Source organism: Companilactobacillus musae (assembly GCF_003967595.1).
Lineage (GTDB): Bacteria > Bacillota > Bacilli > Lactobacillales > Lactobacillaceae > Companilactobacillus > Companilactobacillus musae.
The window spans coordinates 451,544-476,811 of sequence record NZ_BIFW01000001.1 but is presented as its reverse complement, the minus strand read 5'-3'; the positions used below and the strand labels follow the sequence as shown (position 1 = coordinate 476,811).

Genomic DNA, 25,268 nt, shown 5'->3' with positions numbered 1-25,268 from the left:
GATTATGAGATTAAAAAAATTTCTTAAAGTATTTCTTTTAGTAGTGATTGGGGTAGTACTGGTAGCTGATGTAGCTGCCGGTGGTTATATGTTCAATTATGCATTTAGCAAAGATGGTTATAGTAGTAAGTCCCAAGGTCCGTTGAAAAAAGACGATCATTGGCTACTTGATCAGAAGAAACAGACAATTTGGGAGCAGACATCAAAAGATGATCTTAAACTCAAGGCAAGATATTTACCAGCAACTAAGAAAACTGCTAAAACAGTTATCGTTGTCCATGGTTATGGTAGTGCTAGTAAATATATGGGGTCTTATGTCAAAATGTTTCACCAGGCTGGTTATAACGTTCTAGCACCAGATAACCGCTCATTTGGTATGAGTCAAGGTAAGTATGCTGGTTATGGTTGGAAGGATCGTGATGACTTAGCCAATTGGGTCAAGCTGGTTAATAAAAACAATGGTAAAAATTCTCAAATTGGACTTTTTGGTGTCAGTATGGGAGCTGCCACAGTAATGTATACTTTGGGAAAGAAATTGGATAATGTAAAATTTGCGATTGAAGATTGCGGTTATTCAACTATTTCAGGAGAACTTGACTATCAGTTGAAAGATATGTTTGGTTTGCCTAGTTTTCCAATCGTACCGACAGCTAGTCTTTATGCTGATGCTTTAGCCGGATATAACTTTTATCAGGCTAGTACCAAAGAGACTTTGAAGAATAGCAAAGTACCCTTATATGTAATTCATGGTTCAAAAGATAACTTTGTACCGACAAAGAACGCTTATAAGAATTATGATTATGCTAAAGGTCCTAAAAAGTTATGGATCGTTAAAGGTGCAGGTCATGCGCAATCTAAAAGGGTAGCTGGTCAGAAGTATACTGATAATACACTAAAATTTGCAAAGAGATATTTTAGGTAAGATTCAATCGTTCCAAAATAAAAAGGAAGTTCAGAGATTAATTATATTTCTGGACTTCCTTTTTTATATATAAAGAATTATAATTTCTTTCTACTAAAAATAAAAATAGTTAAGAGGCTCAATATATAAAAGGTAATTCCCATTGATATAATTTAAAAAATGCATTTGTTAGTTGATTATGAATATGTATTTTTATATCCTTAAAAATAGTAATTAAATTGGCGTTCGTTTTGTCCTTTATGGTTTTTTGAATGTTATTCTTTATTGGATAGCCACTGATTGTAAAGAACCACCTGAAATAAAGGCTCAACAAACAATTGAAATAATCAGAGATTTAATATAAAAACGTTGAATTGAAATTTTTAAATATATAAAAAGGGCACAGAAACCAAAGTAGTTTCTGTGCCCTTTTCATTGTTATACCTGAGTTGGTTATTTTATGATTAATATATGAATTACTGGAATTAGTGATATAGTAAAAATAAATTAGTAATTGAGGGTAGTTAATATGACTAGATTAATAGAGCTTCCTAATATTGGAAAAGTATTGGATCAACAGTTATCAAAGATAAATATCACGAATGAAGATGAATTGGATAGCTTAGGCAGTAAGGAGACTTTCTTAAAATTAAAATCTTTAAATGCCCCTGAAAGATTCTACTGCATTCAGATGCTTTATTCCTTGGAAGGTGCTATTGAAGATGTTCCTTATACAGAATTATCAGATGACAAGAAACAGGAATTACTAGTCTTTTTTAGAAAGAATAATTAAAAATTATCTATTTTAATATTTGTTCTAGTGATTTTCGAGGAACCTGATTTTTTTGAACTTTTTCCCAGGACATTACTCGTTTACGTTTATCATTGTAAGTTACTTTCAAGTAGTTATTAGCTTTAATAGGACGTCCTAAAGCACTGTCAAATTTGAGCAGTTTTTCATTGCCATTTTTATCGTAAGATTTTTGATTATAGTAATATTCACGATAATCATTTCCAGAGTCATCTTTCTCGATGATTTCTTTGTAGGAGTTGCCAACGAAAGTATAGTAATCGTCGCCAGAATAATTAGGAACGTACCAAAACTCGTACCCTACTAATGGTATTAATAAAATAATAATTACTATAACTATTGCCCAAATTCTTTTACTCATATTATCCCTCCGTAGTTCACTTGGAATAATATCATAGAAACAATAGTATTGGTCCTAACGGTTTTGTAAGGTTTGTAAGTGTAAAAAGAAAAATGTTTTGATATCAAACTTTTAATAACTTTAAATTGTTAGTTTTAAAGTTTGAATTGTTGAGTATAGGTGTCTATTTGATCGTGATATTTAATGGAAATAGCACTTTGTGGCTTATTTTCAATTGGATAATAAAATGATTGACCACCAGGTAAAGTTTGACCAATGATTTGATTTAAATTAATATTTTGAGTTTCATCAATCACAATTGGTATTTGGCTGATATTGTGAATTTCAAGCTGCTGATGGTTTATGTGGCAAGTTAGATAAGGCCGACTAACTTGTTTGAGCATTTGATTGCGATATTTTAAGGCATGAATAATACGAAATAAAGCGATGGAAATTAAAATCACCCCTACAATTAAAGTAACAGTGATAAAAATAATTGTAATATTAAAAATCATTTGTGTGGTTGTTGACATTGTAATACACTCCTATCTTACAAAAATGTCACATAAAACTAACGTTTTAGTTATAAGGTTGATTAGTTATTTACATTTGGAAGTCTTATAGAGATAATTATACACGATAGATGTCAGAGACATTTATCAAATAAAAAAAGTACATGCAAGTTATGTTGACTCCGTAACTAGAAGAAGGTCGTCCATTGTTGGACGGCCTTTTTTCTTCCTATTATTATAAAGCTATATATAATTTATAAAAAAATAGTTGTAATAGTTTTAAATTGGTATAATTAGGTCATGGGTATATATAGGGGGAGAGCATGACGACTTTAGTTGATGTAGCAAGGAAAGCCAATGTTTCTAAAATGACCGTATCGCGAGTAATTAATCACCCAGATAAGGTTACTGATGAGTTAAAAGAGTTAGTGTACCAAGCCATGCGTGAATTGGATTATCATCCTAATATGATTGCTAGGGCTTTAGTGGATAAAAGTACTAGGATAATTAAACTCTGTATTCTAGAGGATATTGATACGACCGAGCCATACTATATGAACTTAATGATTGGTATAGCTAAAACTTTGGATCTGCATCAATACTCTTTGCAACTGGTTACGCGGAAAAATTTCGATATTGGTAATTGTGATGGGTATATTATTACTGGGATGCGCGAGCAAGACGTCGATTGGATTAAAAATTTAAAGAAACCAGTCGTTTTGTTTGGTGAAAACCGTTATGGTTTTGACTATGTGGATACCAATAACAAAGCTGGCACTTATATTTTGTCGCAGTTAGCCTTAGAAAAAGGTTATCAGCATTTGATTTATGTTGGAATAGATAGTAAGGAATCATTTGAATACTCTCGAGAATCTGGATACTTACAACAGGTTCAAGAAAAGAGAATGGTGCCAGAATTACATCGTTTCGATAATCACAGTCATTTGGCTGAGGAGTTTGTGGAACAAAATTGGGATAAAATTCCCAAAAATACTGCTTTTATTTGTGCTTCTGATCGTCTGGCAATTGGAATTGAAAGAGGAATCGTTCGCTGTGGAGGCAAAATACCGGATGATTTTGGTGTAACTGGATTCGATGGTGTTTTTTTGAATCAAGTTGCATCTCCTAAAATAACGACAATTAAACAATCGATTATTGAAATGGGCAGTGCTTGTGGTGAAAATCTTTTGGATAAGATTGAAAGTAATGAGCAACAAGGGGCCCTTGTGTTTGAACCTAAAATCAGTTTTGGTGGCACTTTGAGAGAATAAACTGTTACCGATAACATGGAAGATAGCCTTGCTTAGGTAGGGCTTACTTTTTTATACTGGTGTGTAAGGGTTTACAAAAGGGGGCAACTATTGTGAGCTGGTATGATAAGGCAATTATTTATCAGATTTACCCTAAGAGTTTCCAAGATACTAATAACGACGGTATCGGAGATTTGCAGGGAATTATTAAACATTTGGATTATATTAAAGATATGGGGTTTAATACTATTTGGTTGAATCCAATTTTCGTATCGCCACAAGTTGATAATGGTTATGATGTTTCTAATTATTTTGCAATTGACCCAATTTTAGGAGATACCAATGATTTTTCAGAAATGATTGAGAAGGCACATCGTTTAGGTCTACATATTATTTTAGATTTACCAATCAATCACACATCAGATCAACATCCGTGGTTCAGAGATGCCATTAGTAATTCTAATAGTATTTTTAAGGATTATTATATTTGGCATGATCAAGTTGATGGACATGAACCCAATAATTGGGGTTCTTTCTTTGGCGGTAGTGTTTGGGAGAAAAATCCCAATGATTCCAAAGAGTATTATTTTCATCTATTCGATAAAAGAATGCCTGATTTGAATTGGAAAAATCCTGAAGTACAAAAGTCCGTCGCTGATATCGCTAAGTTTTGGCTTGAAAAGGGTGTCGATGGTTTTAGATTGGATGCTTTTATTCATATTGCTAAGGCAAATTTGGAACAAAATTCACTGTTAACTGATCAAAAGTTTCCTATTGATGATACTTTTTACGCTAAGTTGCCAGCGGTAAAGGATTATATGTCTGGTTTCGTGAAAGAAATCAAGGCATTTAAACCAGATGCATTTTTATTTGGAGAGGCTGCCTCAGCAAAGGCCAGAGATGCGGCTGAGTATACACGTCCCAATGAGAATGTATGCGATGTTGTCGTCAATTCAGATAACTTTGGGGAAGAGTATGAAACAGATCCTGATATTCCTAAATTCTTTCAGTCACGTAAATTATCTTTAGATACTCTTAAACAAACTTATGTTACATGGGAAAGCGTCTTGGAAAAAGTTAGTTTACCTACTTTAACTTGGGGTAATCATGATATTAGTCGAGTATTAGATCGGCTAAATTTACCAGTAGAAAATGATAAAGTAACAGAACTATTGGCGATGATGTTGTTCTTACAACGTGGTATACCAGTAATTTATTATGGTGAAGAAATTGGGATGCATGGTCTTAAATACAAAAATATTTCTGATTTCGATGATCAAAGAGCTTTGGATTTGATCAATAATTTACGCAGTAAGTCGTTCGATGATCAAAAAATTCTGCAATTATTAAATAATCAAGATGAAATGACAGCCCGTGGTCCGATGCAATGGGACACTTCGCAGTACCGTGGTTTCTCTAAGAAAAGACCTTGGAATTGGGCTCAAACTGACACAACAAGTGTTAACCAAGAAATAAAAGATCCTAATAGCGTTATGATGTTTTATAGAGAACTTTTACGAGTGAAAAAGCATGAATGCTTTACTAGTGGGACTTATCGACTGCTGATTACTGATCCCAAGATTTACGCTTATTTGCGTAGGACAGATCATAATCAGGGATTAGTTGTCATCAACTTTTCGGATCAAAGTAAAACTTTTGAATTACCGAAGGGTGATTGGAGTGATAATTTGTCTAATGAAAAGATTCAGATGAATGATAAGATCTTAAAGTTAGGTCCATGGGGATGCTGTGCTTTGGAGTCAAAATCTTAAAGGGGTGTAATTAATTATGGCAAGTCAAACAGATATTAAGCTTAGAAAAATGCAAATTTACTGTATTTTTGTAAGAAACCATACAAAAAAAGGTACATTAAAAGCGATTGAACCAGATTTGGATCGCATCAAAGCTTTGGGAACTGATTGTATTTGGTTAATGCCAATCAATCCAATTGGTCGAAAAGATCGTAAGGGAAAATTGGGCTCACCGTATTCAATTAAGGATTATCGTGCCGTTGATCCAGAATTAGGTACTTGGCAAGACTTTTTGAAATTAGTAGCGGCAATTCATGATCATGGTATGAAGGTTATGCTTGATATTGTTTATAATCATACCTCACGTGATTCTGTTTTATTACAAGTGCATCCAGATTGGTTCCTACGTGATAATGCGGGAAACCTCTTCAATAAAAACGAGGAATGGACCGATGTAGCAGAGTTGGACTATTCTCATAAGGCATTGTGGAACTATCAAATTGAAACTTTGAAACGTTATGCCAAAATTGTCGATGGTTTCAGATGTGACGTGGCTCCACAAGTTCCAATTGAATTTTGGAAAGAAGCTAGAAAAGAAGTTGCTAAGGTTAACCCTAAGACAGTCTGGTTGGCTGAATCGACAGGGAAAGATTATATTAAAATACTTGGTGCTAAAGGATATCATGTTTCTTCTGATGCCGAATTGTATAGTGCATTTGATATGACTTATGACTATGATATAGATCCTATTTGGCGTGGTTATGTTAAAGGTGACGTTACTTTGAAGAAATATATTGATGCCTTAAATACTCAAGGTGTTATTTATCCATCTAACTATATTAAGATGCGGGCCTTAGAGAATCATGATCAGCCACGTGCACACAGTATGTTTATCAATGAAAATGATGTTTATAATTGGACTGCTTTCTCAGAATTCCAGAAGGGTTCAACTTTAGTTTATGCTGGGCAAGAATTCGGAATGAAACATACTCCTAGCTTGTTTGATACTGACAAATTAGATTGGGATTCCCCTAAGATGAACCTAAGCTCTTTGATATTGACAATGCATGAGCTCAGTCAATCTCAGATTCAAGTCGAGGGAGATTATAAGATAACACCAATTGAAAACGATGTAGTCGAAGTAACTTATCGTTTAGGTGATCTTATTCGGATTGGTATTTTTAGTTTGAAGGGAATGTCTGCTGAAGTTCCAGTTGCTTTACCAAGTGATAGTTACACAAACATGATCAATAATTCGTTAGTTAATGTACAAAATGGTATCGTGACCCTTGATTATGATCCTATTATTATTCAAGGAAAGACTAATGCATAAGGCTTTGTAGCTGATAAAGAGTAGTTAATTCAATTGTGAATTAACTACTCTTTTTTTGGACAAAATTGAAACTTGTTATCGGTAACATTTCGAAAGCGGTTGCAAAGTAAACGCTTTCGAACAATAATGGGAATTGTAATAAAGAAATGATATTTTTATAGGGGGCTTTGGTAATGAAGAAGAACTTCTGGAAACGTTTAGGTAAACGTGTCGCAGTTGTTGCTTTAGCAGCCGGTGCAACATTTATGTTGGCAGCCTGCAGCAGTAGTAGCAATGGTTCATCCTCAGGTAAGGATGTTAAGATCACAATTCTTCAAGGAAAGGTTGAGAACAACAAGCAATTCAAACAAATTGCTAAGGATTATGAGAAATCCCATCCAAATGTAAAGATTGAAGTTACATCAATCGGTGGTGGTACTCAATATGATCCAGTTCTAAAGACTAGAATTTCATCTGGTAATGCACCTACAATCTTTAGTTTGGCTGGTCCAGCTGATGTTCAACAATTTAAAGCACACGAAGCTGATTTGTCCAATACAAAGGCTGCTAAGGCAGCACAACCAGGAACATTGGATGCTGTTAAGTCAAATGGCAAGACTGTTGGACTTCCATTCAACGTTGAAGGTTATGGTTTAGTTTATAACAAGAAGGTCTTTGAAAAGGCTGGTATTGATCCAAACAGTTTGACAACAATGGACAGTTTGGAAGCTGCTATCAAACAATTGGATTCACAAAAGAGCGAATTAGGTATCAAGGGAGTCTTCGCTACACCTGGTAAGGAAGCCTGGGTATTCTCAGATCACTTGGCAAACCTTTACTTAGCACAAGACTTTAACGGTAATGCTCAAAAGCTTTACAAGTCAAAGACAATGCCATTTACAAAGGCTAACGACATGAAGACTATGATCGATCTTGAAAAAGATTACTCAATCAAGCCTATCATGCAACTAGATTATTCAGCACAAGTTAACCAATACTTCTCACAAGGTAAAGCCGCTATGATTCAACAAGGTGACTGGATTTATCCTACAGTTGAAGGTATTGATAAAGACTTTGCTAAGAACGATATTGGTATGATTCCTATTCCAGTACCTGGTGAAGAAGGCAAGATGCCTGTTGGTACATCACTATACTGGGCTGTTAATAGTCAAAAATCTACACAAGAACAAAAAGCTGCTAAGAACTTCTTAGACTGGATGTACACATCTAAAGAAGGTAAGAAACAAGTTGTAAACACATTGCACTTTGTACCTGCTTACAAGGGTTACGATAACTTCAAGATGGGCGATCCATTGACATCAGCAGTCTTTGAATACTCACAAGCTCACAAGACAACTGGCTGGGCATTCCCAGGATACACTGGTACTTCATGGGATCCAGACGTTGCACAACCAAATCTACAAAAGTACTTATCAGGCAAACAAAGCTGGGATAAGACAGTTCAAAATATGAAAGATGGTTGGGCTAAACAACAAAAATCATCAAATAATAAGTAGAAGTAACAAAAGAGGGCAATGAATATGAAAAATAAGAGTCTTTCATTTTGGTTATTTTTAACACCAACCCTCGTTGCGTTAGCTTTGGTAGTATTTATTCCGGTAATTGAAGGTCTCTTTTATTCATTTACTGATTGGGACGGTTTGACTTTTACCAAGATGGTAGGATTTCAAAATTACATAACATTGTTCCACGATAAGGCGTTTATTAACGCCTTTTGGTTTACAGTGGGGTTTGTAATTGTCACTGTCATTATGCTGAACGTAATAGGCTTGGGCTTAGCATTACTAGTTACACAAAAATTCAAGGGAAATAATTTCCTACGTACCGTTTTCTTCATGCCAAATATGATTGGTGGTTTAATCTTAGGTTTCATCTGGCAATTCATTTTCACACAAGGATTTCAAGCTTTAGGTAATGCCTTGCATATGGATTGGCTACAAAATTGGTTGACTAATGAAACAACTGGTTTTTGGGGATTAGTTATTGTTACTGTATGGCAAATGAGTGGTTATATTATGATCATTTACATTGCTTACTTACAAAATATCCCTAATGAAATCATTGAAGCTGCAAAAATTGATGGGGCTTCAGCATGGCAACGTTTCACTAAGATCACGTTCCCGATGATTGCTCCGGCATTTACAGTTTGCATGTTCTTAACATTATCAAACGGATTTAAGATTTATGATCAAAACTTGTCATTAACAAATGGTGGTCCATATAACTCAACACAAATGTTAGCGATGGATATTGTTAATACCGCTTATAACTCAGCTAACTTCTCCTTGTCAGAAGCAAAGGCTATTGTGTTCTTTATCATCGTTGCTGCTATTTCACTATTGCAAGTTGCTTATAACCGTAAGAGGGAGGAGGATCTCTAATGAACAAGAAGAGTAGAAGTGCCATTGGTATCGTCGGAATCTTGTTGGGTATCTTGTGGTTGTTCCCATTTTACTTAATTGTGACTAACTCATTTAAGACACCTAAAGGGATCTTCGCCTCAGTTCTATCGTTACCACATCCAAGTACCGGTACGAACTATGTTAATTCATTTCATGCTTTGAATTTCATCACTTCATTGACAAATTCATTGATCATCACTGTTTGCAGTGTTTTAGTCATTATTTTGGCTTCATCAATGGCCGCATATGCATTGCAAAGAAATCACAGTAAGTTAAGTAGCGCTCTCTTGATGCTATTTATCTCAGCTATGTTGATTCCTTTCCAATCAGTAATGATTCCTTTGACAGCCAACTTTGGTGCTGTACATTTTCTAAACATGTGGGGACTAGTTGTTATGTATCTTGGTTTTGACTGCAGTTTGTCAGTTTTCTTGTATCAAGGTACTTTATCAAGTATTCCTATTGCAATGGATGAATCAGCTGAACTAGAAGGAGCAAGTCGTTGGCAGATCTTTACAAAAGTTATCTTCCCAATGCTTAGCCCTATCACAGTTACCGTAGCAATTCTAAATATTATTGCTATCTGGAACGATTATCTATTGCCATCACTAGTATTGCCACAAGCGCAATATACAATTCCACTTCAAATGTTTAATTTCTTCGGTGAATACACAAAGCAATGGCATTTAGCCTTAGCTGGTATCACTATTTCCATCATTCCAGTTATTCTCTTCTATCTATTTGCCCAAAAATGGATTATCAAGGGTGTTACTGATGGTGCTGTTAAGTAATTAAAGAAAGGACAAATTATTGTGATCAATCTTAAATCTAAGAACGGACAACGATTAATAGCGAGTGGTAACTGGCTGTGGTCTTTGTTCACGATAAATTTTTCATTCTTTATCATTAACTTCTCGGTAATATTGACAGCAATAATTTTGTTCAATTTGAAGTTCTCTGTTACATATAATGTTGTTTTAATAATTCTTTGGTTAATGATGTCGGTATTTACGATTCCTGGATTAGCAGCAAGTTACGCTGCGGTTCAAGAATGGCAAATAAATGGTAGTATAAGTTTCTTTAAGTACTTTTTTAAAAAATGGTTTGATTTTCAGAAAAACTATCGTCTCAACTTTGGGTTAGGCTTTTTCGCTAGTATGTTCATTTTATTGAATAAACTTACGGTTGGAAATCCGCAATGGCATATGGCAGTTTTGATTTTAACCTTTGTCTATTTTATGGCTCTGGTAACAATCAGTTTTCAATTGGCAACAGCTAAATTTGCGAATTACTTAACATTATTTGTTGAAAGACCTTTGCCCATTATTATCTCAGTAATAGTATTTTTAATCTTGATATTGTTGAATTTCGTTTTGCAATTGGCCTTTTTAAGTGTGATCTGCAGTATATCGCTTTCAACGTATGTTTCATACAGATTATTAGGTGGTCAAGTAGCCAAAAAGGATTGACTTTGGGTGTGGAGGACACATCTAGATTGATTAGTAAGATTAAACTTATTAGTTAACTGGAAGTCAAAAAATAAAAGGAGCGTTAAAAATGGTAAAAATTAATCTGGAACACATTTACAAACGCTATCAAGGTAATACTGACTATTCAGTTAGTGATTTCAACCTAGACATTAAAGATGGTGAATTTATTGTCTTCGTTGGACCTTCCGGATGTGGTAAATCCACCACATTGCGTATGATAGCGGGACTAGAAGATATTACAAAAGGCGACTTCAAGATGGATGACAAAGTCATGAATAAGGTACAACCAAAAGATCGTGATATCGCCATGGTTTTCCAAAACTATGCTTTGTATCCTCATATGACTGTCTTTGATAATATGGCGTTTGGTTTAAATATTCGTAAGAATGACAAGGAAGATACTAAGAAACGAGTTGAAAATGCTGCTAAGATCTTAGGATTAACTCCTTATCTAAAACGTAAACCAGCTGCTCTATCTGGTGGTCAAAGACAACGTGTTGCCTTAGGTCGTGCCATTGTCCGTGATGCAAATCTGTTCTTACTTGATGAACCATTATCAAACTTGGATGCTAAATTGAGAGTACAAATGCGTACTGAAATTGCTCAATTGCACCAACGTTTGGGACGCAACTTTATCTACGTTACTCATGATCAAGTTGAAGCTATGACTATGGCTGACCGTATCGTTATTATGAATGATGGTATGATTCAGCAAGTTGGTACACCATCTGAGCTATACAGCAAGCCTGCTAATAAATTCGTTGCTGGATTTATCGGATCACCAGCAACTAACTTCTTTGATGTCAAACTTGAAGATGGCAAAATTGTTAACGATGGCGGAATTAATATTGCTGTTCCTGAAGGTCAATATAAAGTACTTAAACAAAAAGGCTATGTTGGTAAGGAGCTTACATTTGGTATTCGTCCTGAAGACATTCATGCCGAAGAAGTCGCAATTCAAGCCTTCCCTGATGCCATAATTAATGCTAAGATTCAAGTTTCTGAATTGCTAGGTGCAGAATCAATTCTTTACTCTAATCTCGGTGGAACTGACTTTATTGCAAAAGTTGATTCACGTGACCATCGTCAGCCTGGTGATAACGTTCGTATGGCTTTTGAAATGACAAAAGCACATTACTTTGACAAAGATACAGACGAAACAATTCTTTAAGGATTAAGAAAGGTAATTAGGTATTTTACCTAATTACCTTTTTTTATAGGAGGTGTCGTAGATGCAAAGAATTTTTGAGGTTGATCCTTGGAATGTTGTAACCCACAAATTGGATAAAAAAAATAAACGTCTTCAAGAGAGTTTAACAAGTTTAGGCAATGGTTATATGGGCATGAGAGGTAATTTTGAAGAAGATTATTCAGGGGATGATCTTCCTGGAATTTATCTAGCCGGTATCTGGTATCCCGATAAGACCCGTGTGGGTTGGTGGAAAAATGGATATCCCAAGTATTTTGGCAAAGTTATCAATGCCGTTAATTTTATTAAAATGAACTTTTTGATCAATGGCTCTAAGTTAGATTTAAATAAAGATATTATTAGTGATTTTACTTTAGATTTAAATATGAAAAATGCCACTCTAACAAGATCTTTTATCGTTGACAAGGATGGTATTAAAGTAAAATTTAATTTTGTAAGATTTTTGAGTGTTGCTCAAAAGGAATTATCAGTACAAAAGGTCAGTTTCGAAAATCTTTCTGATCAGACAGTTGATATCAAAGTGATCTCAGCGATTGATGCTGATGTCAAAAATGAAGATGCTAATTACGATGAACGTTTCTGGCAAGTTTTGGAAATAACTGATAACAGTTTGATTGCTAAAACTAAGCTTAATGATTTTGGTACACCAAGATTTACTTCAGGAATGCAAGTTCATTATGTAACTGATTTGCCAAAAGTAAATCAAAAAGTGACTGATTTGGAAACTAGTCAGACCTTCGCTAAAACTTTGAAGCCAGAAGAAATTGGTATGATTGAAAAACGTGTAGTCGTAGTAACTTCACGTGATTATAAAGAGGTCGACAATTTACGTGACGCTATGGAAGGTATTACTTTTAAAGTTACCAAAGTAGCTTATTCGGAACTTTTAAAGGCTCATGAAAATGTTTGGACTCAACGTTGGAATCAATCTGATATCAAGATTGATGGCGATACTGACGCACAGCAAGGTATGCGCTTTAATCTCTTTGGACTCTTTACAACTTATTCCGGTGAAGATTCTCGACTTAATATCGGTCCTAAAGGATTCACTGGTGAAAAGTATGGAGGAGCAACTTATTGGGATACCGAAGCTTTCTGCATTCCTGTTTATTTGGGAATATCAAATCCCGAAGTGTCGAGAAATCTCCTAATGTATCGCTATAACCAATTAAAGGGTGCTTATGTTAATGCTAAGGAGCAAGGACTTAAAGGTGCTTTGTTCCCAATGGTAACTTTCAACGGTATTGAATGTCATAACGAATGGGAGATTACTTTTGAAGAAATCCACCGTAACGGTGATATTGCATTTGCTATTTATAACTACACTCGTTATACCGGTGATGAATCATTTGTACTTAACGAAGGTAGTAAAATCTTAACCGAGATTTCACGCTTCTGGGCCGATCGGGTCCATTTCAGTGAACGTAACGGTCAATATATGATTCATGGTGTAACAGGACCTGATGAGTATGAGAACAATGTTGATAATAATTGGTACACTAATTTTCTTGCCAAGTGGACTTTGAAATATACTTTGCAAATTTTAAAGGAAGTTTCCCAAGAACAATATGCCAAGTTGGATGTTTCTGATACTGAAAAAGCTAAATGGCAAGATATTGTAGACAAAATGTATTTGCCATATGATGAGGATCTTGGAATATTTGTACAACATGATGGCTTTTTGGATAAGGATATTCAACCAGTCAGTTCAATTCCTAAGGATCAATTACCAATTAATCAACACTGGTCATGGGACAAGATTTTACGGTCACCATACATCAAGCAAGGTGATGTTCTTCAAGGGATTTGGGACTTTATTGGTGATTTTACAGAACGAGAAAAGAAACGTAACTTTGACTTCTATGAACCACTGACAGTACATGAATCTAGTCTTTCACCGGCTATTCATTCTGTCTTAGCGGCTGATCTTCACTACGAAGAGAAAGCGGTTGCATTATATGAAAGAACCGCTAGACTAGACTTAGACAATTATAATAACGACACCGCAGATGGTCTTCATATTACTTCGATGACCGGTGGCTGGTTGGCTATGGTTCAAGGATTCGCTGGAATGCGAGTTGATAACGATGGATCATTGAGTTATAAGCCATTCTTGCCTAAGAAGTGGAATAGCTACTCATTTAGACAAGTCTTTAGAGGTCGAGTAATTGAGATTTCTGTCAAGGAAGATGGACCACATTTCAAACTCATCTCTGGAGAACCACTTAAGATCAAAGTCTTTAATGAACCATTAATGTTGAAATAATTGTAAAATACGGGTGTCTGGATCAATGAATTCAGACATCTTTTTATTAGAAAAGGAGCTAACAATATGGTTAAATTCGAGCAAATAAAGGGTTTTATTTTCGATTTGGACGGAGTTATTGCTAATACATCAACTTATCATGCTGAAGCTTGGCATCAATTGGCTGATAAATTAGGCGTTACTTGGACTGACGACTTAGCTAATCAATTAAAGGGTGTTGGTCGTATGGATTCACTTAATATGATTCTAGAATATGGTGGTAAATTGAATGATTATACAGAAGATGAAAAAATTCAATTGGCTGCTGAAAAAAATGATAATTATCTAAAATTATTGGAAACTTTGGATAAATCACAAATTCTACCTGGCATGGAAGAATTCATCGAAGATATTGCTGACCATAACTACTTGATTTCTCTAGCTTCTTCTTCAAAGAACTCACCAAGAGTTTTGGAAAAATTGGGATTGTCACAATATTTTAATGCCAAGGTTGATCCTGCGACTTTGAAGCATGGCAAGCCAGATCCTGAGATTTATGTTCGTGGTGCTGAAGTTTTGAACCTTAGACCAGAAGAATGTATCGGATTAGAGGATGCAATTGCCGGCGTTAAGTCAATTAATGGTGCTGGTGAAACATCTGTTGGAATTGGCGATGCTAATTTGTTACATGAAGCAGATATTAATTTTGCCAATACTTCAGAAGTAACTTTGGCAAACATTAAGGATGCCTTGGATAGTGTCAGAGTCTAAAACGAAATATTGAGTTATGGAGATAGGTAAAGAATGGTAGTTGTAAAATCAATTTTTGGGGAAATTGGTCAGAAGCCAGTTTATCTCTACAAGATAACAAATAAAAATCAAACTAGTATTAGTGTTCTAAGTTATGCGGCCACTTGGCAAAACTTTGAGGTTGTTGAAAATGGTATTAAGCATCAATTGATTGAAAATTTTGACAATTTAGCTGATTATATCAAAACTCCTTATCAAGTTGGTAAGACAATTGGTCCTGTGGCCGGTCGAATAAAGAATGCTAGGTTTGCAATTAATGGTGTGAACTATCAATTTAAGCCTAATTTTGGAAAACATCTGTTGCATAGTGGTGATAAAGGATTGCAATCACAAAATTTTGACGGTTCGATTGATTCCGATAATTCAGTGTTGTTAAGTCATACAGTTACTGGTGAAGATGGATTTGCGGGTATAATGCAGGTCGATATTCGTTATAGTTTGAATGACGACGATGAAGTTACTATCATGTATAGTGCCAAAACAGATCACGATGTTTTGTTTAATCCAACTTGCCATGTTTACTTTGATCTTGGTGATGAAAATATTCGTCAGCAGCAATTAAAAATCAATTCCAAAAAGTTCGTTGATGTTGATGATGAAAAGATTCCAACTGGTAAATTCTTGTCGACAACAAATGCTTATGACTTTAAGAATTTCAAAAAAATTGGTCAAGGGCTCAAACAGCTGAAACCTTTAGATAAATTTGAATATGACAATGCTTTTGTTGTTGGAAAAAAGGCGGCTACCTTGAAATCCATTAAGCGGGCAATTGATTTTTATACTGATCGTGATGGATTAGTGATATTTACTGCTAATCCTAAAGATGCACAAAAAGCCGATGAGCATGATTATAGTTCTCTTGCGATGGAATTACAGACTTTGCCTGATGCAATTAACCATAATGACTTTGGAAATACAGTTATAAATGCTGGTCAAAAAGTTAGCTATATCAATAAATATAAATATCGAAAGTTATCAGATTAGAGGGGTTTTATGAGGATTGAACACGTGGGATTATTTGTCAGAGATCTCAAGAAAGTAGTTGAATTTTATGAAATGTTCTTTGAGGCTAGTGCCTCGGGAACATATCGTAATCCCGTTACAACATTTTCTTCGGTCTTCTTAACATTTCCTGACGGTGCGCGTTTGGAAGTTGGTACAAGGGAAGATTTGAATAAGCATCATGAACCTGGGAATCCATTGGGTTATGTGCATATTGCCATGGCACTTGGTTCTAAGGAAAAAGTTGATGCTTTAACAGAAAAAATTGCTGCAGCTGGTTACAAACATCTTAGTGGCCCCAGAGTTACTGGGGATGGCTATTACGAAAGTGTTGTTTGCGATCCAGAAGGCAATCAAATTGAATTAACAGTTTAAAAATGCTCACTTAATAATCAATTGATTATTAGGTGAGCATTTTTTTAATTATCAAAAGAAGCTTTTAAACGACGAATGAATAATTGATTCACTTTTGATTGAACTGTGTTTTTCTTCCAAATTACTGTGATAGGTTCAAATAATTCTGGTGATAACGGACGGAAGATTAAATTTTGAGTAGGGGAATTGTTGAGAAGGTTATTGAATGTAATCATATAAGCTCCACTATTTTCAGCTAATAATTCGGCATTATAAACGAGGGTAAACGTTCCTAAAATATTCATTTTAGGACCAAGATTTCCCCACCAATCTTGGAAGCGATGATTTTGTAAGGCTTGTGAGGACATGATTAAAGGTTTATTAACCAAGTCTTTGGGTGTAATAACATCTTTTTGAGTTAAAGGTTTATCTTTTAGCATTAAAACACCCCATTGATCTGTTTCGGGAATCTGAAGATAGTGGTAGTTTTCCAATGTTCTTTCACCCATCAATACAGCAAAATCCAAAGTACCACGGTCAAGCATGGATTCCATTTCTTCAGCATTACCACTGACTAGATGAACTTTAACGTCAGGATAATCTTGAGTGATATCACTTATAATATTGATAATTCTTTTCATGCCAATACTTTCCCCAGCTCCCAGCGTTAATTCACCGCTAATGATTTGATCAGTTTGAATGTTGGCGGAAGTTTTATCAGTTAAATCTATTATTTCCTCAGCTTTTGAGCGTAAGTATTCTCCCTCAGAAGTCAAAGTTATTTGTCGATGACCACGAGTAAATAGTTTTGCACCTAATTCTTCTTCCAAATCAGATAATTGCTTAGAAAGTGTTGGTTGTGAGACCAATAGTTTTTGTGAAGCCCGAGTGATGTTTTTTTCTTGAGCAACGGCTAAAAAATATCTTAAAACTCTTAGTTCCATAGTTTTGCTCCTTCCATAGTTTTTAGTTATGGTTAGCTATATTTTAGAAGTATTTCACATATTACTCAAGTGTCCTTATACTGAAGTCAATCAGTTACAAGGAGGTGAAATATATGGCTTGGATAAATACTTTAACGACAGTTGAAAAACAATTAATGGCTCAAAATCAGCGACTTTTGCAACATTTGAATACTGAACGTCACAGTCAAGGTGAAACTAAACAACTATTAAGTGAAATATTGGGATATCAGTTAGCAAATAGTTCTGAAATTAGATTGCCATTTTATACCGATTATGGTCGTAAGATTCAAATTGCCAAAGATGTTTTTATCAATTGTAATGTCACTATGTCAGATATCGGTGGCATTACAATCGCTAAAGGAGTTGTAATTGGTCCCGGTGTATCTCTTCTGACGACAGATTGCAGTCAAAGAATCGCACCAATTACGATTGAAGAAAATGTCAAAATTGGTGGAAGAGCCATTATTTTACCTGGAGTAACTATTGGCAATAATGCCGTAATTCAAGCTGGAGCTGTTGTTACGAAAAGAGTTTTAAAAAATACAGTTGTTGCAGGAAATCCAGCCGAAATAATATTGGAGGATAAAAGATGAGTATTGAAGGTAAAGTAATTATTATAACTGGAGCTTCAAGTGGTATCGGAGCAGCAACTACTAGAGCTTTAGCAAAAAAACACGCTAAATTAGTGATCGGTGCTAGAAGATTGGATCGTTTGAATGAATTAAAATCTGAATTCCCCGATGAAGAAATTATTACACAAAAAGTAGATGTTACTAAACTAGATGAAGTTCAGGCTTTAGCAGATACAGCTATTAAGAATTTTGGTCGAATTGATGTTCTATATAATAACGCCGGAGTGATGCCAGTCAATGCCTTAATTAATCGAGCCCACGATGAATGGCAAAGAATTTTAAATGTTAATATCATGGGAGTTCTAAATGGGATTGCAGCCGTATTGCCAACTATGGTTGAACAAAAGCAAGGACATATCTTAGCTACTGATTCAGTTGCTGGACATGTAGTTGTTCCTAACTTGGCTGTTTATAATGGCTCTAAGTTTGCCGTAAGGGCAATTATGGGAGGCTTGCGTCAAGAGCAACATACTAACAATATTAGAACCACTATTGTTTCTCCTGGTGCAGTTGCAACGGAATTGTATAATTCCATCGGTAATGAAGATAATCGTAAAGCAGAAATCGAAGTTGAAAAGCAGATTGGTCTTTCAGCAGATAATATTGCATCTTCAGTAGTGTTTGCCGTTGATTCACCAAATAATATGGATGTAAATGAAGTTATAATTCGTCCAATTAAACAAGATATTTAGAGAAGAGGAAATTAAATATGAGTAAATTAGCAAATGACACAAGGGTTTTCAAAATTGATCCGAGAATTGAAGTTCAAAATGTACGTTTTAAGAACCGTTACGGTTTTATTCTTGCTGGACATTTATATTTACCATTGAATTTTGATGAAGCAAAACAATATCCAGCTATCGTTATTTCAGGTCCCTTTGGGGCAGTTAAGGAGCAATCAAGTGGTTTATATGCTCAAACATTAGCTGAAAAAGGCTTTGTTACAGTAGCATTTGACCAATCAACTACTGGTGAAAGTTCAGGTAGTGTCAGAAACGTTGCATCGCCTGATATTTTTGTAGAGGATTTCTCGGCTGCAGTTGATTTCATTGGTTTGCAAAAATTTGTAAATCGAGAAAGAATTGGTGCCATTGGAATTTGTGGCTTAGGTAGTCACGTCCTAACTGCTGCATCAATCGATGTTCGAATCAAGGCGGTTGCTACATCAGTTATGTATGATATGTCTGATTCAATGTGGATGGGTCTAAATAATTCTAAAACAGAAGAACAAAGAGAAATTGAAAAACAAACTTTAGCAAAACAACGTTGGGAAGATGCTGAAAATGGTCAACCAGCTGGCGGCTTGCATGAATTGCCATTTGATGAAAATAATCGTCCTATGCAATCGAACGTTCTTTTCCCTGAGAAGCTTCCAGAAGGTGCTGATTCAGTTACGACGGAATTCTTTAATTATTATCGTGGTCGTGCCTTCCACCCCCGCTCAGTCAATTCAGCAGCGGCTTGGACAGCTACAAGTCCATTGAGTTATTATAACTTTCCATTACAACAGCATATTGATAAGATCTCACCACGTCCAGTCTTGATCGTTACTGGTGAAAAGGCTCATTCACGTTATATGGCGGAAGAATCATATAATCGTTTGAAAGATCATAAAGAGTTAGTAATCGTACCAGGAGCAACTCATACGGATTTGTATGATCAAATGAATTTGATACCATTTGATAAGTTTGCAAGTTTCTTTAAGGAGAGTCTGTAATGGATAGTTTTAAATTAAATGATGGCAATAAAATACCAAAATTAGGTTTTGGGGTATTTCAAGTTGATGATTTAAACGAATGTGAAAAAGTAGTAAGTGATGCTATCAAGGTGGGATATCGACTTTTTGATACAGCAGCTATTTATAAAAATGAACTTGCTGTTGGCAGGGCTATTAAGAAAAGCGGTATTCCAAGATCAGAGTTCTTTATTACATCAAAGCTCTGGATATCAAGTAATTATGCAGAGGCGCAAGAAGGGATAAAGAAATCATTGAAGAATTTAGATACAGATTATATTGATCTTTATCTTATTCATCAACCATATGGCGATACTATGGGGGAGTGGCGTGCCTTAGAAGATGCTAAACGTGCTGGAAAGTTACGATCAATTGGTGTTTCTAATTTTTATAGTGATGTAGTTAAAAATATAGAATTATTCAATGATATTAAACCGGCCGTTAATCAATTGGAAGTCAATCCATGGAATCAGCAATTGGATGAAGTAAAATTCAATCAACAAGAAGATATTCAAGTAGAAGCTTGGGCACCTTTTGCTGAGGGAAAACATGATATTTTTCAAAATGAATTGTTAAAGGATATTGGTTCAAAATACGGTAAGTCCAATGGACAAGTTATACTTCGTTGGTTATTGCAACGTAATATTGTAGTTATCCCCAAGAGTACTCATGTTTCTCGAATGAAAGAGAATATTGATGTTTTTGATTTCCAATTAACTGATGAGGAAATGAACAAAATAGCAGAACTGAATAAGAATGAAAGCCAATTTTTTGATCGAAGAGATCCTCGAGATATTGAAAAAATAGTACGTGGTGAAAAAGTTGGAGCTGAAAATTAATTCCAAGTTTAAAAAGTAACCGATTGCAATAGTCTGCTACAATAGTATGTATAATTATTTGTATACTACGAGGTAGATGGGAATGCCAAAATACTTAGTTTTTATGGATCTTGACGGAACGCTTTTAGAAAGTGACCATAAGCATATTTCAGAACGAAATAAATTAACAATTGAATTTTTACAGCAAAGGGACGTAATGTTTTATATTGCTACAGGTCGAATGTACGAATTAGCAAAGATCACACGAGCACGATTAAATTCCCAAGTTAGAATGATTACTTCTAATGGAGCGGTTTTTGATGGTAAAGATGGTCGGGAGATCACAAAATTAGGTGGAACAGCGGTTGAATTAGCTTATCAAATATCTCAAATTAACAAACTACCAATCATGTTCTTTACACCTGAGAAGGCTTACTTTTCAGAGAAAATACCTCACTTTATTGCTCAAAATGCTGGTAATTTTGATGATGCTTTTGGATATAGAGAAATCAAGGGCTTGTCGGATTTAAAAAAAGTAGAGAATGAGATTACTAATGGTGTCATTTTGAGCCGTGGAAGTATGGATGAATTGGATCGAGCACGTGTTAAATTGAATGCCAGTGGTTTATTGAGAGTGTCATCATCAGGACCTGACAATATCGAGATGATTCCTTTAAATACAGATAAGGGAACAGCAGTCAAACAGATTCAACAAGAACAGGGTGTAGACTATGATCATACTTTCGTCTTTGGTGACGGAATGAATGATGTTGGAATGATGAAAGAAGCCAAAATGTCAGTTGCGATGGGTAATGGTCTAGAGGAAGTGAAAAAGCAAGCTAACTATGTAACTTCTACCAACCTAGAAGATGGCCTGGCAGTATTTTTGGAAAAATATTTTAAAATAATGAAAAAATAAAACGACATTTATTAAGAATCCATACATTCTGGATTTCCCAATAAATGCCGTTTTTTATTGATACTCTGTTTTATCTTTTAAGTTTATTTTTTGTAAATGATTTTTGTGAATTCGATAAAAGCCGGTTTTGATTTTTTGATGATAAAACTTAGTAGTACCATGAGTAAAACTTTTATCATACTTGGGAATGACAACATATTTGTATTGGTTAAGATCTTTTTTGAACTTAACTTTAGATTTGCTAAAGGTTGCCTGACCGGTAGCATTGTTAGTAAAGAAATAATAATTTGCCAAATATCCAGTATAGTAAGTTACGACTTCGACTTTTTGAGGATCGACAATTAATATTTTAGTATTGTTCTGCTTAGTCCATGGATTGGCAACTTTGGTCAACATAACGGGTAAAGTACGACGATTATAATTATTGGTGAAATTGGTTCCGTTAATTTCTGAATACATCATAATAATCGCAAAAAACATAGTTAAAAAAGTGGCTAATTGATAACTATTTTTAGTCCAAATTGATTGAAAGTTGCGGGGACTTCGCTTTGAAATATCTTGTTCATAATACGTTTCATCTATAACATAGACAATACAAAGAATACCTATGAACAGATTTAAGATGATGACAGTTGACATATATCTTTCAAACCCATCCAAAGTAATAGCCTCAGCAAAGGGCATTGATAAAATGTACATTCCTAGCAAACTTCCATAGTAAAGCAAAGTTATTAGATCTAACCATCCTAACAACTTAAATAAGTTATTGGGATGATTGAAAGCATACTTGATTATTGCCCAAGCACTTATTAGACCAATATTAATCAAAATTAATCCTTGAGTGGACAATGATCCCAGGTTAAAAATTTGATGTAAAAAGGCCTGCCCAATACTAAGAAATCCCTTTAAACCATCATGTGCCAATTGACTTTGATAAGCCGATGCACTAATTTCATGTTTTGAACTTGTGAAGGTTGAGTGAACGTGAATTTCCCACCAAATGAAGGGGATAGCTGCCATTAAATAAGTTCCTGAGAATAAACTAGTAACCTTTAATCCCTTTTTTAGTAAACTGCCAGCTTTTGTTTGTTTGATAATTGTATATAAGTAATAAATAGCAATTATAGCAACAAAAAATGCTGCTGAATTTTTAATGAGCAATAGTGTTCCACTGAAAAGAGCAACGTGAAAGATTAACATTTTGGGACGTTTTTTGTAAACAAAAATACCAACTAATGCAGCGACTGTTATGATTGCTAATACATAATCAACTAATAGGTTATTCAATCTAATATTGATATTAAATACATAAGATAAAGCTATCGCCAAACACAATATCATTGAATTTAGACCACGAGATCTATCTTTTAAGGAAGCAAAAATAGTATAACTGGCTGCCCAAATTAGAATGAACTGTGCTACTAACATAGTTCCTTCGTGAAATCCGGTGAAGGTAACGAATTGAGTTATGAAAAGAGCAGTTGCTGGTGGATATGAGGTAAAGGAAATGATCGTATCCGCTACACCAGGTAGATGGCCGTTATAGTATAAAAATTTTACAATAGTTGCCCAGTGGGAAAAATTATCATAGTGAATTAAGGGGCTATGTAATAAAACCAAAGCCATAACAGTTCCTAAAAAGACCATCCAAACATCGAATAGATGCAAATACTCGTGATGAATACTGACTTTTCCCATATAACCTAATATTAGACGAGCAATTAATAGTAATACACCTAATAAAGTGACTGTCCAGATACCGAGGCGTAATAAATTTAACATGGCAAAACAATATAGAAGCATGATCTCTACTAAAATACTTGTGATCCAAGTAAAGTAAGGATTCACGTGTAGTAAGCGTAGTGTACTACTGTAACCGATCAATGATAAAGCTAAGAATAAGAATCCTAGGATTGCCAAAATAATACCTACTTTCTTTATATTAATGCATACGTATCAAACCATTTTTAGTAACTTTAAATAATCCCGTAATTACATGTTGATGGAAGACTTTTTGAGTTAGAACTGTAAAAGTTCTATGTGACTCAGGAATAGCTACATATTGATAATTTTCAACGGTTTGTTTAAATTGTTCAGGCGTCATCATGAAGTTTTCTTGTCCAACAGCTTTATCAGTGAAGTAATAGTAGCGTCCAACGTAGCCAGCATAATAATCATTAACATCAACAATTTCTGGATCAACAATCAAAACTTTTCGATGGTTTAGATGATTCCAAGGTTTTGAAACACGTTTCATTTGTAAAGGCAATGTATTGTGATTCATTTCATTGGTAAATTTAGTACCGGTGATCTCTGAATACATCATAGTAATTGCAAAGAAAGCAGTGACCAAGGTTGTTATTTGATAAATATTTTTAGTTAAAGCACTTTTGAAGGCTTGAGTGTTACGTTTTTGAAAATTTTGTTCAAATTGCTGTCGATCAATTACTCTAACTAAACAAATTGCGGCAATGAATAAGTTTAAAATAACGACACTAGCCATATATCTTTCAAATCCATCGAGTTGAATCGCCTCAGCATAAGGCATAGATAGGACATACATACCAAATAGACTTATATAATAAATTACGAAAGAAATGTCGAGTAAGATAGCCATTTCTAATAGATTATTGCGTTGTTTTTCGTGAATTTTGACAAAAAGCCAAGTCAAAATAAGAACAGCATTTATTAATAAAATGCCCTTAGTGGAGAGGGAATTCCAGTTAACTATTTGTTCAATAAATTTATGAGCAATTTTTGTTAAAGTCTGATTGCTCTCACCATTAAGTTGTTTAGCATATGCCTGAGTGCTGATTTGGTGTTTAGAGATAGTAAAAGTATTTTTTACATGATAGTTCCACCAAGCAAATGGTATTATTCCGATACCAATAGTGGTAACAAATTGTATTGGTACGGTGAGAAGGCGTCGCCACTTCCAATGATGGTTACTAATTAATGTGTATAAGAAATATACTCCAATTATGACAACAAAGAATGTAGCAGAGTTTTTAACCAACAATAATGTAGCAATGAATAAGCTTACATGACCGCATAATAAGAAAGGACGTTTGCGATAAACAAAAATACCTACTAAAGCGGCAATGGTAATAATAGGCAAAACGTAGTCAACCAATAAGTTATTTAAACGAATTGCTACATTAAAGACAAAAGAAATTGCTAAAGTGAAACATAATATAAAACTAGTAAGGGCACGAGTACGGTCACGAAGACCAGCAAAAATAGAATATGCAGCGCCCCAGATTAAGATGAATTGTGCAACTAGCATGGCACCGTCACTGAAACCAACCCAGTGAACGAATTGGGTTATGAATAAAGCAGTTGCTGGTGGGTATGAAGTGAATGAGATGAGCTTGTCGCTAGCTCCAGGTAGATGTCCAGTAAAAGTCATGAACTTTACCATAACTGCCCAATGGGAAAAATTATCATAATGCACAAGAGGACTATTCCAAAGAACGTGTCCAGTAGCAATTCCTAATCCAATCATCCAAAAATCAAACAAATGGATTCCTTCAAATTTTAATTGACCTTTTCGAGCTAAACTCATAATAAACCAGAAAATAGCTAGTATGATACCGACATAAGTTACTATTTTAATCCCGAGATTTAAAAATCCAGTCATGGCAAAAACATATAATATTAAGATTTGAACAAGCATGGAAGTGATCCAGGCTAAATAGGGACTAACACCAAGCCGACGTACAGTACTGTTATATCCCAACAGACCGAAGGTATATAAAATAAACCCAATCCAATTTGACATAAGAATA

The 25,268-nt window shown here is 34.8% G+C and carries 25 protein-coding genes; 20 read left to right on the top strand and 5 right to left on the bottom strand.

The features are described from left to right. Nucleotides 1-4: 4 nt before the first annotated feature. The 3 genes from LAB100_RS02335 to LAB100_RS02330 all read left to right on the top strand — a co-directional run bounded on the left by LAB100_RS02335 (nt 5) and on the right by LAB100_RS02330 (nt 1,694). Nucleotides 5-922, top strand: coding sequence for an alpha/beta hydrolase (locus LAB100_RS02335; protein WP_119326127.1), 918 nt, complete (start codon nt 5-7; stop codon nt 920-922). Between the two features lie 217 nt (nt 923-1,139). After that, nucleotides 1,140-1,265: a TetR-like C-terminal domain-containing protein gene (locus LAB100_RS11790; RefSeq protein WP_371851207.1), complete on the top strand. Its 126-nt coding sequence runs from the start codon at nt 1,140-1,142 to the stop codon at nt 1,263-1,265. Between the two features lie 165 nt (nt 1,266-1,430). Next, nucleotides 1,431-1,694: a TfoX/Sxy family protein gene (locus LAB100_RS02330; protein ID WP_119326128.1), complete on the top strand. Its 264-nt coding sequence runs from the start codon at nt 1,431-1,433 to the stop codon at nt 1,692-1,694. 7 nt (nt 1,695-1,701) lie between these two features. On the opposite strand, the gene LAB100_RS02325 is transcribed toward LAB100_RS02330, so the two are convergent. After that, nucleotides 1,702-2,073 (bottom strand): YxeA family protein, encoded by a 372-nt coding sequence (locus LAB100_RS02325; RefSeq protein ID WP_119326129.1) that lies wholly within the window; start codon nt 2,071-2,073, stop codon nt 1,702-1,704. Nucleotides 2,074-2,207: 134 nt separating this feature from the next. Continuing rightward, the gene (locus LAB100_RS02320) at nt 2,208-2,585 is read right to left on the bottom strand and encodes a hypothetical protein (RefSeq protein ID WP_119326130.1); all 378 of its coding nucleotides are present in this window, start codon (nt 2,583-2,585) and stop codon (nt 2,208-2,210) included. A 302-nt stretch (nt 2,586-2,887) separates the two neighbouring features. Between LAB100_RS02320 and LAB100_RS02315 the strand changes: the two genes are divergently transcribed. The 12 genes from LAB100_RS02315 to LAB100_RS02260 all read left to right on the top strand — a co-directional run bounded on the left by LAB100_RS02315 (nt 2,888) and on the right by LAB100_RS02260 (nt 16,432). Next, nucleotides 2,888-3,835 carry a LacI family DNA-binding transcriptional regulator gene (locus tag LAB100_RS02315; RefSeq protein WP_119326131.1) on the top strand — a complete coding sequence of 316 codons (948 nt, stop codon included), beginning with the start codon at nt 2,888-2,890 and terminating at the stop codon, nt 3,833-3,835. Nucleotides 3,836-3,927: 92 nt separating this feature from the next. Beyond that, nucleotides 3,928-5,586, top strand: a complete 1,659-nt coding sequence (locus LAB100_RS02310) for a glycoside hydrolase family 13 protein (RefSeq protein ID WP_246001212.1) — start codon at nt 3,928-3,930, stop codon at nt 5,584-5,586. A gap of 16 nt (nt 5,587-5,602) precedes the next feature. Continuing rightward, on the top strand, nt 5,603-6,898 hold the full coding sequence (locus LAB100_RS02305; protein WP_119326132.1) for an alpha-amylase family glycosyl hydrolase: 1,296 nt from the start codon (nt 5,603-5,605) through the stop codon (nt 6,896-6,898). A gap of 173 nt (nt 6,899-7,071) precedes the next feature. Beyond that, the gene (locus LAB100_RS02300) at nt 7,072-8,394 is read left to right on the top strand and encodes an ABC transporter substrate-binding protein (RefSeq protein ID WP_119326133.1); all 1,323 of its coding nucleotides are present in this window, start codon (nt 7,072-7,074) and stop codon (nt 8,392-8,394) included. Between the two features lie 24 nt (nt 8,395-8,418). Beyond that, nucleotides 8,419-9,279, top strand: coding sequence for a carbohydrate ABC transporter permease (locus LAB100_RS02295; protein ID WP_119326134.1), 861 nt, complete (start codon nt 8,419-8,421; stop codon nt 9,277-9,279). Next, nucleotides 9,279-10,091 (top strand): carbohydrate ABC transporter permease, encoded by an 813-nt coding sequence (locus LAB100_RS02290; protein ID WP_119326135.1) that lies wholly within the window; start codon nt 9,279-9,281, stop codon nt 10,089-10,091. Before LAB100_RS02295 ends, LAB100_RS02290 begins: the two co-directional genes overlap by 1 nt. Nucleotides 10,092-10,112: 21 nt before the next feature. After that, entirely contained in the window at nt 10,113-10,769 is a 657-nt protein-coding gene (locus LAB100_RS02285) for a hypothetical protein (RefSeq protein WP_119326136.1), read from the top strand. Nucleotides 10,770-10,857: 88 nt separating this feature from the next. After that, a complete protein-coding gene (locus tag LAB100_RS02280; protein ID WP_119326137.1) occupies nt 10,858-11,961 on the top strand; it encodes an ABC transporter ATP-binding protein in 1,104 nt (367 codons plus the stop codon). 61 nt (nt 11,962-12,022) lie between these two features. Then, on the top strand, nt 12,023-14,266 hold the full coding sequence (locus LAB100_RS02275; protein ID WP_119326138.1) for a glycoside hydrolase family 65 protein: 2,244 nt from the start codon (nt 12,023-12,025) through the stop codon (nt 14,264-14,266). Nucleotides 14,267-14,332: 66 nt separating this feature from the next. Further along, nucleotides 14,333-15,016: a beta-phosphoglucomutase gene (pgmB, locus tag LAB100_RS02270; protein ID WP_119326139.1), complete on the top strand. Its 684-nt coding sequence runs from the start codon at nt 14,333-14,335 to the stop codon at nt 15,014-15,016. Nucleotides 15,017-15,049: 33 nt separating this feature from the next. Beyond that, complete coding sequence (locus tag LAB100_RS02265; protein WP_119326140.1) at nt 15,050-16,039, top strand: aldose epimerase family protein; 990 nt, start codon at nt 15,050-15,052, stop codon at nt 16,037-16,039. Between the two features lie 9 nt (nt 16,040-16,048). After that, complete coding sequence (locus LAB100_RS02260) at nt 16,049-16,432, top strand: VOC family protein (RefSeq protein WP_119326141.1); 384 nt, start codon at nt 16,049-16,051, stop codon at nt 16,430-16,432. A 44-nt stretch (nt 16,433-16,476) separates the two neighbouring features. On the opposite strand, the gene LAB100_RS02255 is transcribed toward LAB100_RS02260, so the two are convergent. Continuing rightward, nucleotides 16,477-17,355, bottom strand: a complete 879-nt coding sequence (locus LAB100_RS02255; RefSeq protein ID WP_119326142.1) for a LysR family transcriptional regulator — start codon at nt 17,353-17,355, stop codon at nt 16,477-16,479. A 113-nt stretch (nt 17,356-17,468) separates the two neighbouring features. On the opposite strand from LAB100_RS02255, the gene LAB100_RS02250 reads away from it, so the two are divergent. From LAB100_RS02250 to LAB100_RS02230, 5 genes are all read left to right on the top strand, one after another. Beyond that, complete coding sequence (locus LAB100_RS02250; protein WP_119326143.1) at nt 17,469-17,969, top strand: DapH/DapD/GlmU-related protein; 501 nt, start codon at nt 17,469-17,471, stop codon at nt 17,967-17,969. After that, on the top strand, nt 17,966-18,700 hold the full coding sequence (locus LAB100_RS02245; RefSeq protein ID WP_119326144.1) for an SDR family oxidoreductase: 735 nt from the start codon (nt 17,966-17,968) through the stop codon (nt 18,698-18,700). Before LAB100_RS02250 ends, LAB100_RS02245 begins: the two co-directional genes overlap by 4 nt. A 17-nt stretch (nt 18,701-18,717) precedes the next feature. After that, nucleotides 18,718-19,725 carry an alpha/beta hydrolase gene (locus tag LAB100_RS02240; protein WP_119326145.1) on the top strand — a complete coding sequence of 336 codons (1,008 nt, stop codon included), beginning with the start codon at nt 18,718-18,720 and terminating at the stop codon, nt 19,723-19,725. Continuing rightward, the gene (locus LAB100_RS02235; protein WP_119326146.1) at nt 19,725-20,582 is read left to right on the top strand and encodes an aldo/keto reductase; all 858 of its coding nucleotides are present in this window, start codon (nt 19,725-19,727) and stop codon (nt 20,580-20,582) included. Before LAB100_RS02240 ends, LAB100_RS02235 begins: the two co-directional genes overlap by 1 nt. Nucleotides 20,583-20,664: 82 nt before the next feature. After that, nucleotides 20,665-21,480, top strand: coding sequence for an HAD family hydrolase (locus LAB100_RS02230; protein ID WP_119326147.1), 816 nt, complete (start codon nt 20,665-20,667; stop codon nt 21,478-21,480). 54 nt (nt 21,481-21,534) lie between these two features. On the opposite strand, the gene LAB100_RS02225 is transcribed toward LAB100_RS02230, so the two are convergent. Then, nucleotides 21,535-23,400, bottom strand: a complete 1,866-nt coding sequence (locus tag LAB100_RS02225; protein WP_119326148.1) for an ABC transporter permease — start codon at nt 23,398-23,400, stop codon at nt 21,535-21,537. Nucleotides 23,401-23,422: 22 nt separating this feature from the next. After that, the gene (locus LAB100_RS02220; protein WP_119326149.1) at nt 23,423-25,261 is read right to left on the bottom strand and encodes an ABC transporter permease; all 1,839 of its coding nucleotides are present in this window, start codon (nt 25,259-25,261) and stop codon (nt 23,423-23,425) included. Nucleotides 25,262-25,268 lie beyond the last annotated feature (7 nt).

Coding starts and splice junctions, on each gene's coding strand:
- LAB100_RS02335 (WP_119326127.1), top strand. CDS start 5: ATGAGATTAAAAAAATTTCTTAAAGTATTTCTTTTAGTAGTGATTGGG.
- LAB100_RS02330 (WP_119326128.1), top strand. CDS start 1,431: ATGACTAGATTAATAGAGCTTCCTAATATTGGAAAAGTATTGGATCAA.
- LAB100_RS02325 (WP_119326129.1), bottom strand. CDS start 2,073: ATGAGTAAAAGAATTTGGGCAATAGTTATAGTAATTATTATTTTATTA.
- LAB100_RS02320 (WP_119326130.1), bottom strand. CDS start 2,585: ATGTCAACAACCACACAAATGATTTTTAATATTACAATTATTTTTATC.
- LAB100_RS02315 (WP_119326131.1), top strand. CDS start 2,888: ATGACGACTTTAGTTGATGTAGCAAGGAAAGCCAATGTTTCTAAAATG.
- LAB100_RS02305 (WP_119326132.1), top strand. CDS start 5,603: ATGGCAAGTCAAACAGATATTAAGCTTAGAAAAATGCAAATTTACTGT.
- LAB100_RS02300 (WP_119326133.1), top strand. CDS start 7,072: ATGAAGAAGAACTTCTGGAAACGTTTAGGTAAACGTGTCGCAGTTGTT.
- LAB100_RS02295 (WP_119326134.1), top strand. CDS start 8,419: ATGAAAAATAAGAGTCTTTCATTTTGGTTATTTTTAACACCAACCCTC.
- LAB100_RS02290 (WP_119326135.1), top strand. CDS start 9,279: ATGAACAAGAAGAGTAGAAGTGCCATTGGTATCGTCGGAATCTTGTTG.
- LAB100_RS02280 (WP_119326137.1), top strand. CDS start 10,858: ATGGTAAAAATTAATCTGGAACACATTTACAAACGCTATCAAGGTAAT.
- LAB100_RS02275 (WP_119326138.1), top strand. CDS start 12,023: ATGCAAAGAATTTTTGAGGTTGATCCTTGGAATGTTGTAACCCACAAA.
- pgmB (WP_119326139.1), top strand. CDS start 14,333: ATGGTTAAATTCGAGCAAATAAAGGGTTTTATTTTCGATTTGGACGGA.
- LAB100_RS02265 (WP_119326140.1), top strand. CDS start 15,050: ATGGTAGTTGTAAAATCAATTTTTGGGGAAATTGGTCAGAAGCCAGTT.
- LAB100_RS02260 (WP_119326141.1), top strand. CDS start 16,049: ATGAGGATTGAACACGTGGGATTATTTGTCAGAGATCTCAAGAAAGTA.
- LAB100_RS02255 (WP_119326142.1), bottom strand. CDS start 17,355: ATGGAACTAAGAGTTTTAAGATATTTTTTAGCCGTTGCTCAAGAAAAA.
- LAB100_RS02250 (WP_119326143.1), top strand. CDS start 17,469: ATGGCTTGGATAAATACTTTAACGACAGTTGAAAAACAATTAATGGCT.
- LAB100_RS02245 (WP_119326144.1), top strand. CDS start 17,966: ATGAGTATTGAAGGTAAAGTAATTATTATAACTGGAGCTTCAAGTGGT.
- LAB100_RS02240 (WP_119326145.1), top strand. CDS start 18,718: ATGAGTAAATTAGCAAATGACACAAGGGTTTTCAAAATTGATCCGAGA.
- LAB100_RS02235 (WP_119326146.1), top strand. CDS start 19,725: ATGGATAGTTTTAAATTAAATGATGGCAATAAAATACCAAAATTAGGT.
- LAB100_RS02230 (WP_119326147.1), top strand. CDS start 20,665: ATGCCAAAATACTTAGTTTTTATGGATCTTGACGGAACGCTTTTAGAA.
- LAB100_RS02220 (WP_119326149.1), bottom strand. CDS start 25,261: ATGTCAAATTGGATTGGGTTTATTTTATATACCTTCGGTCTGTTGGGA.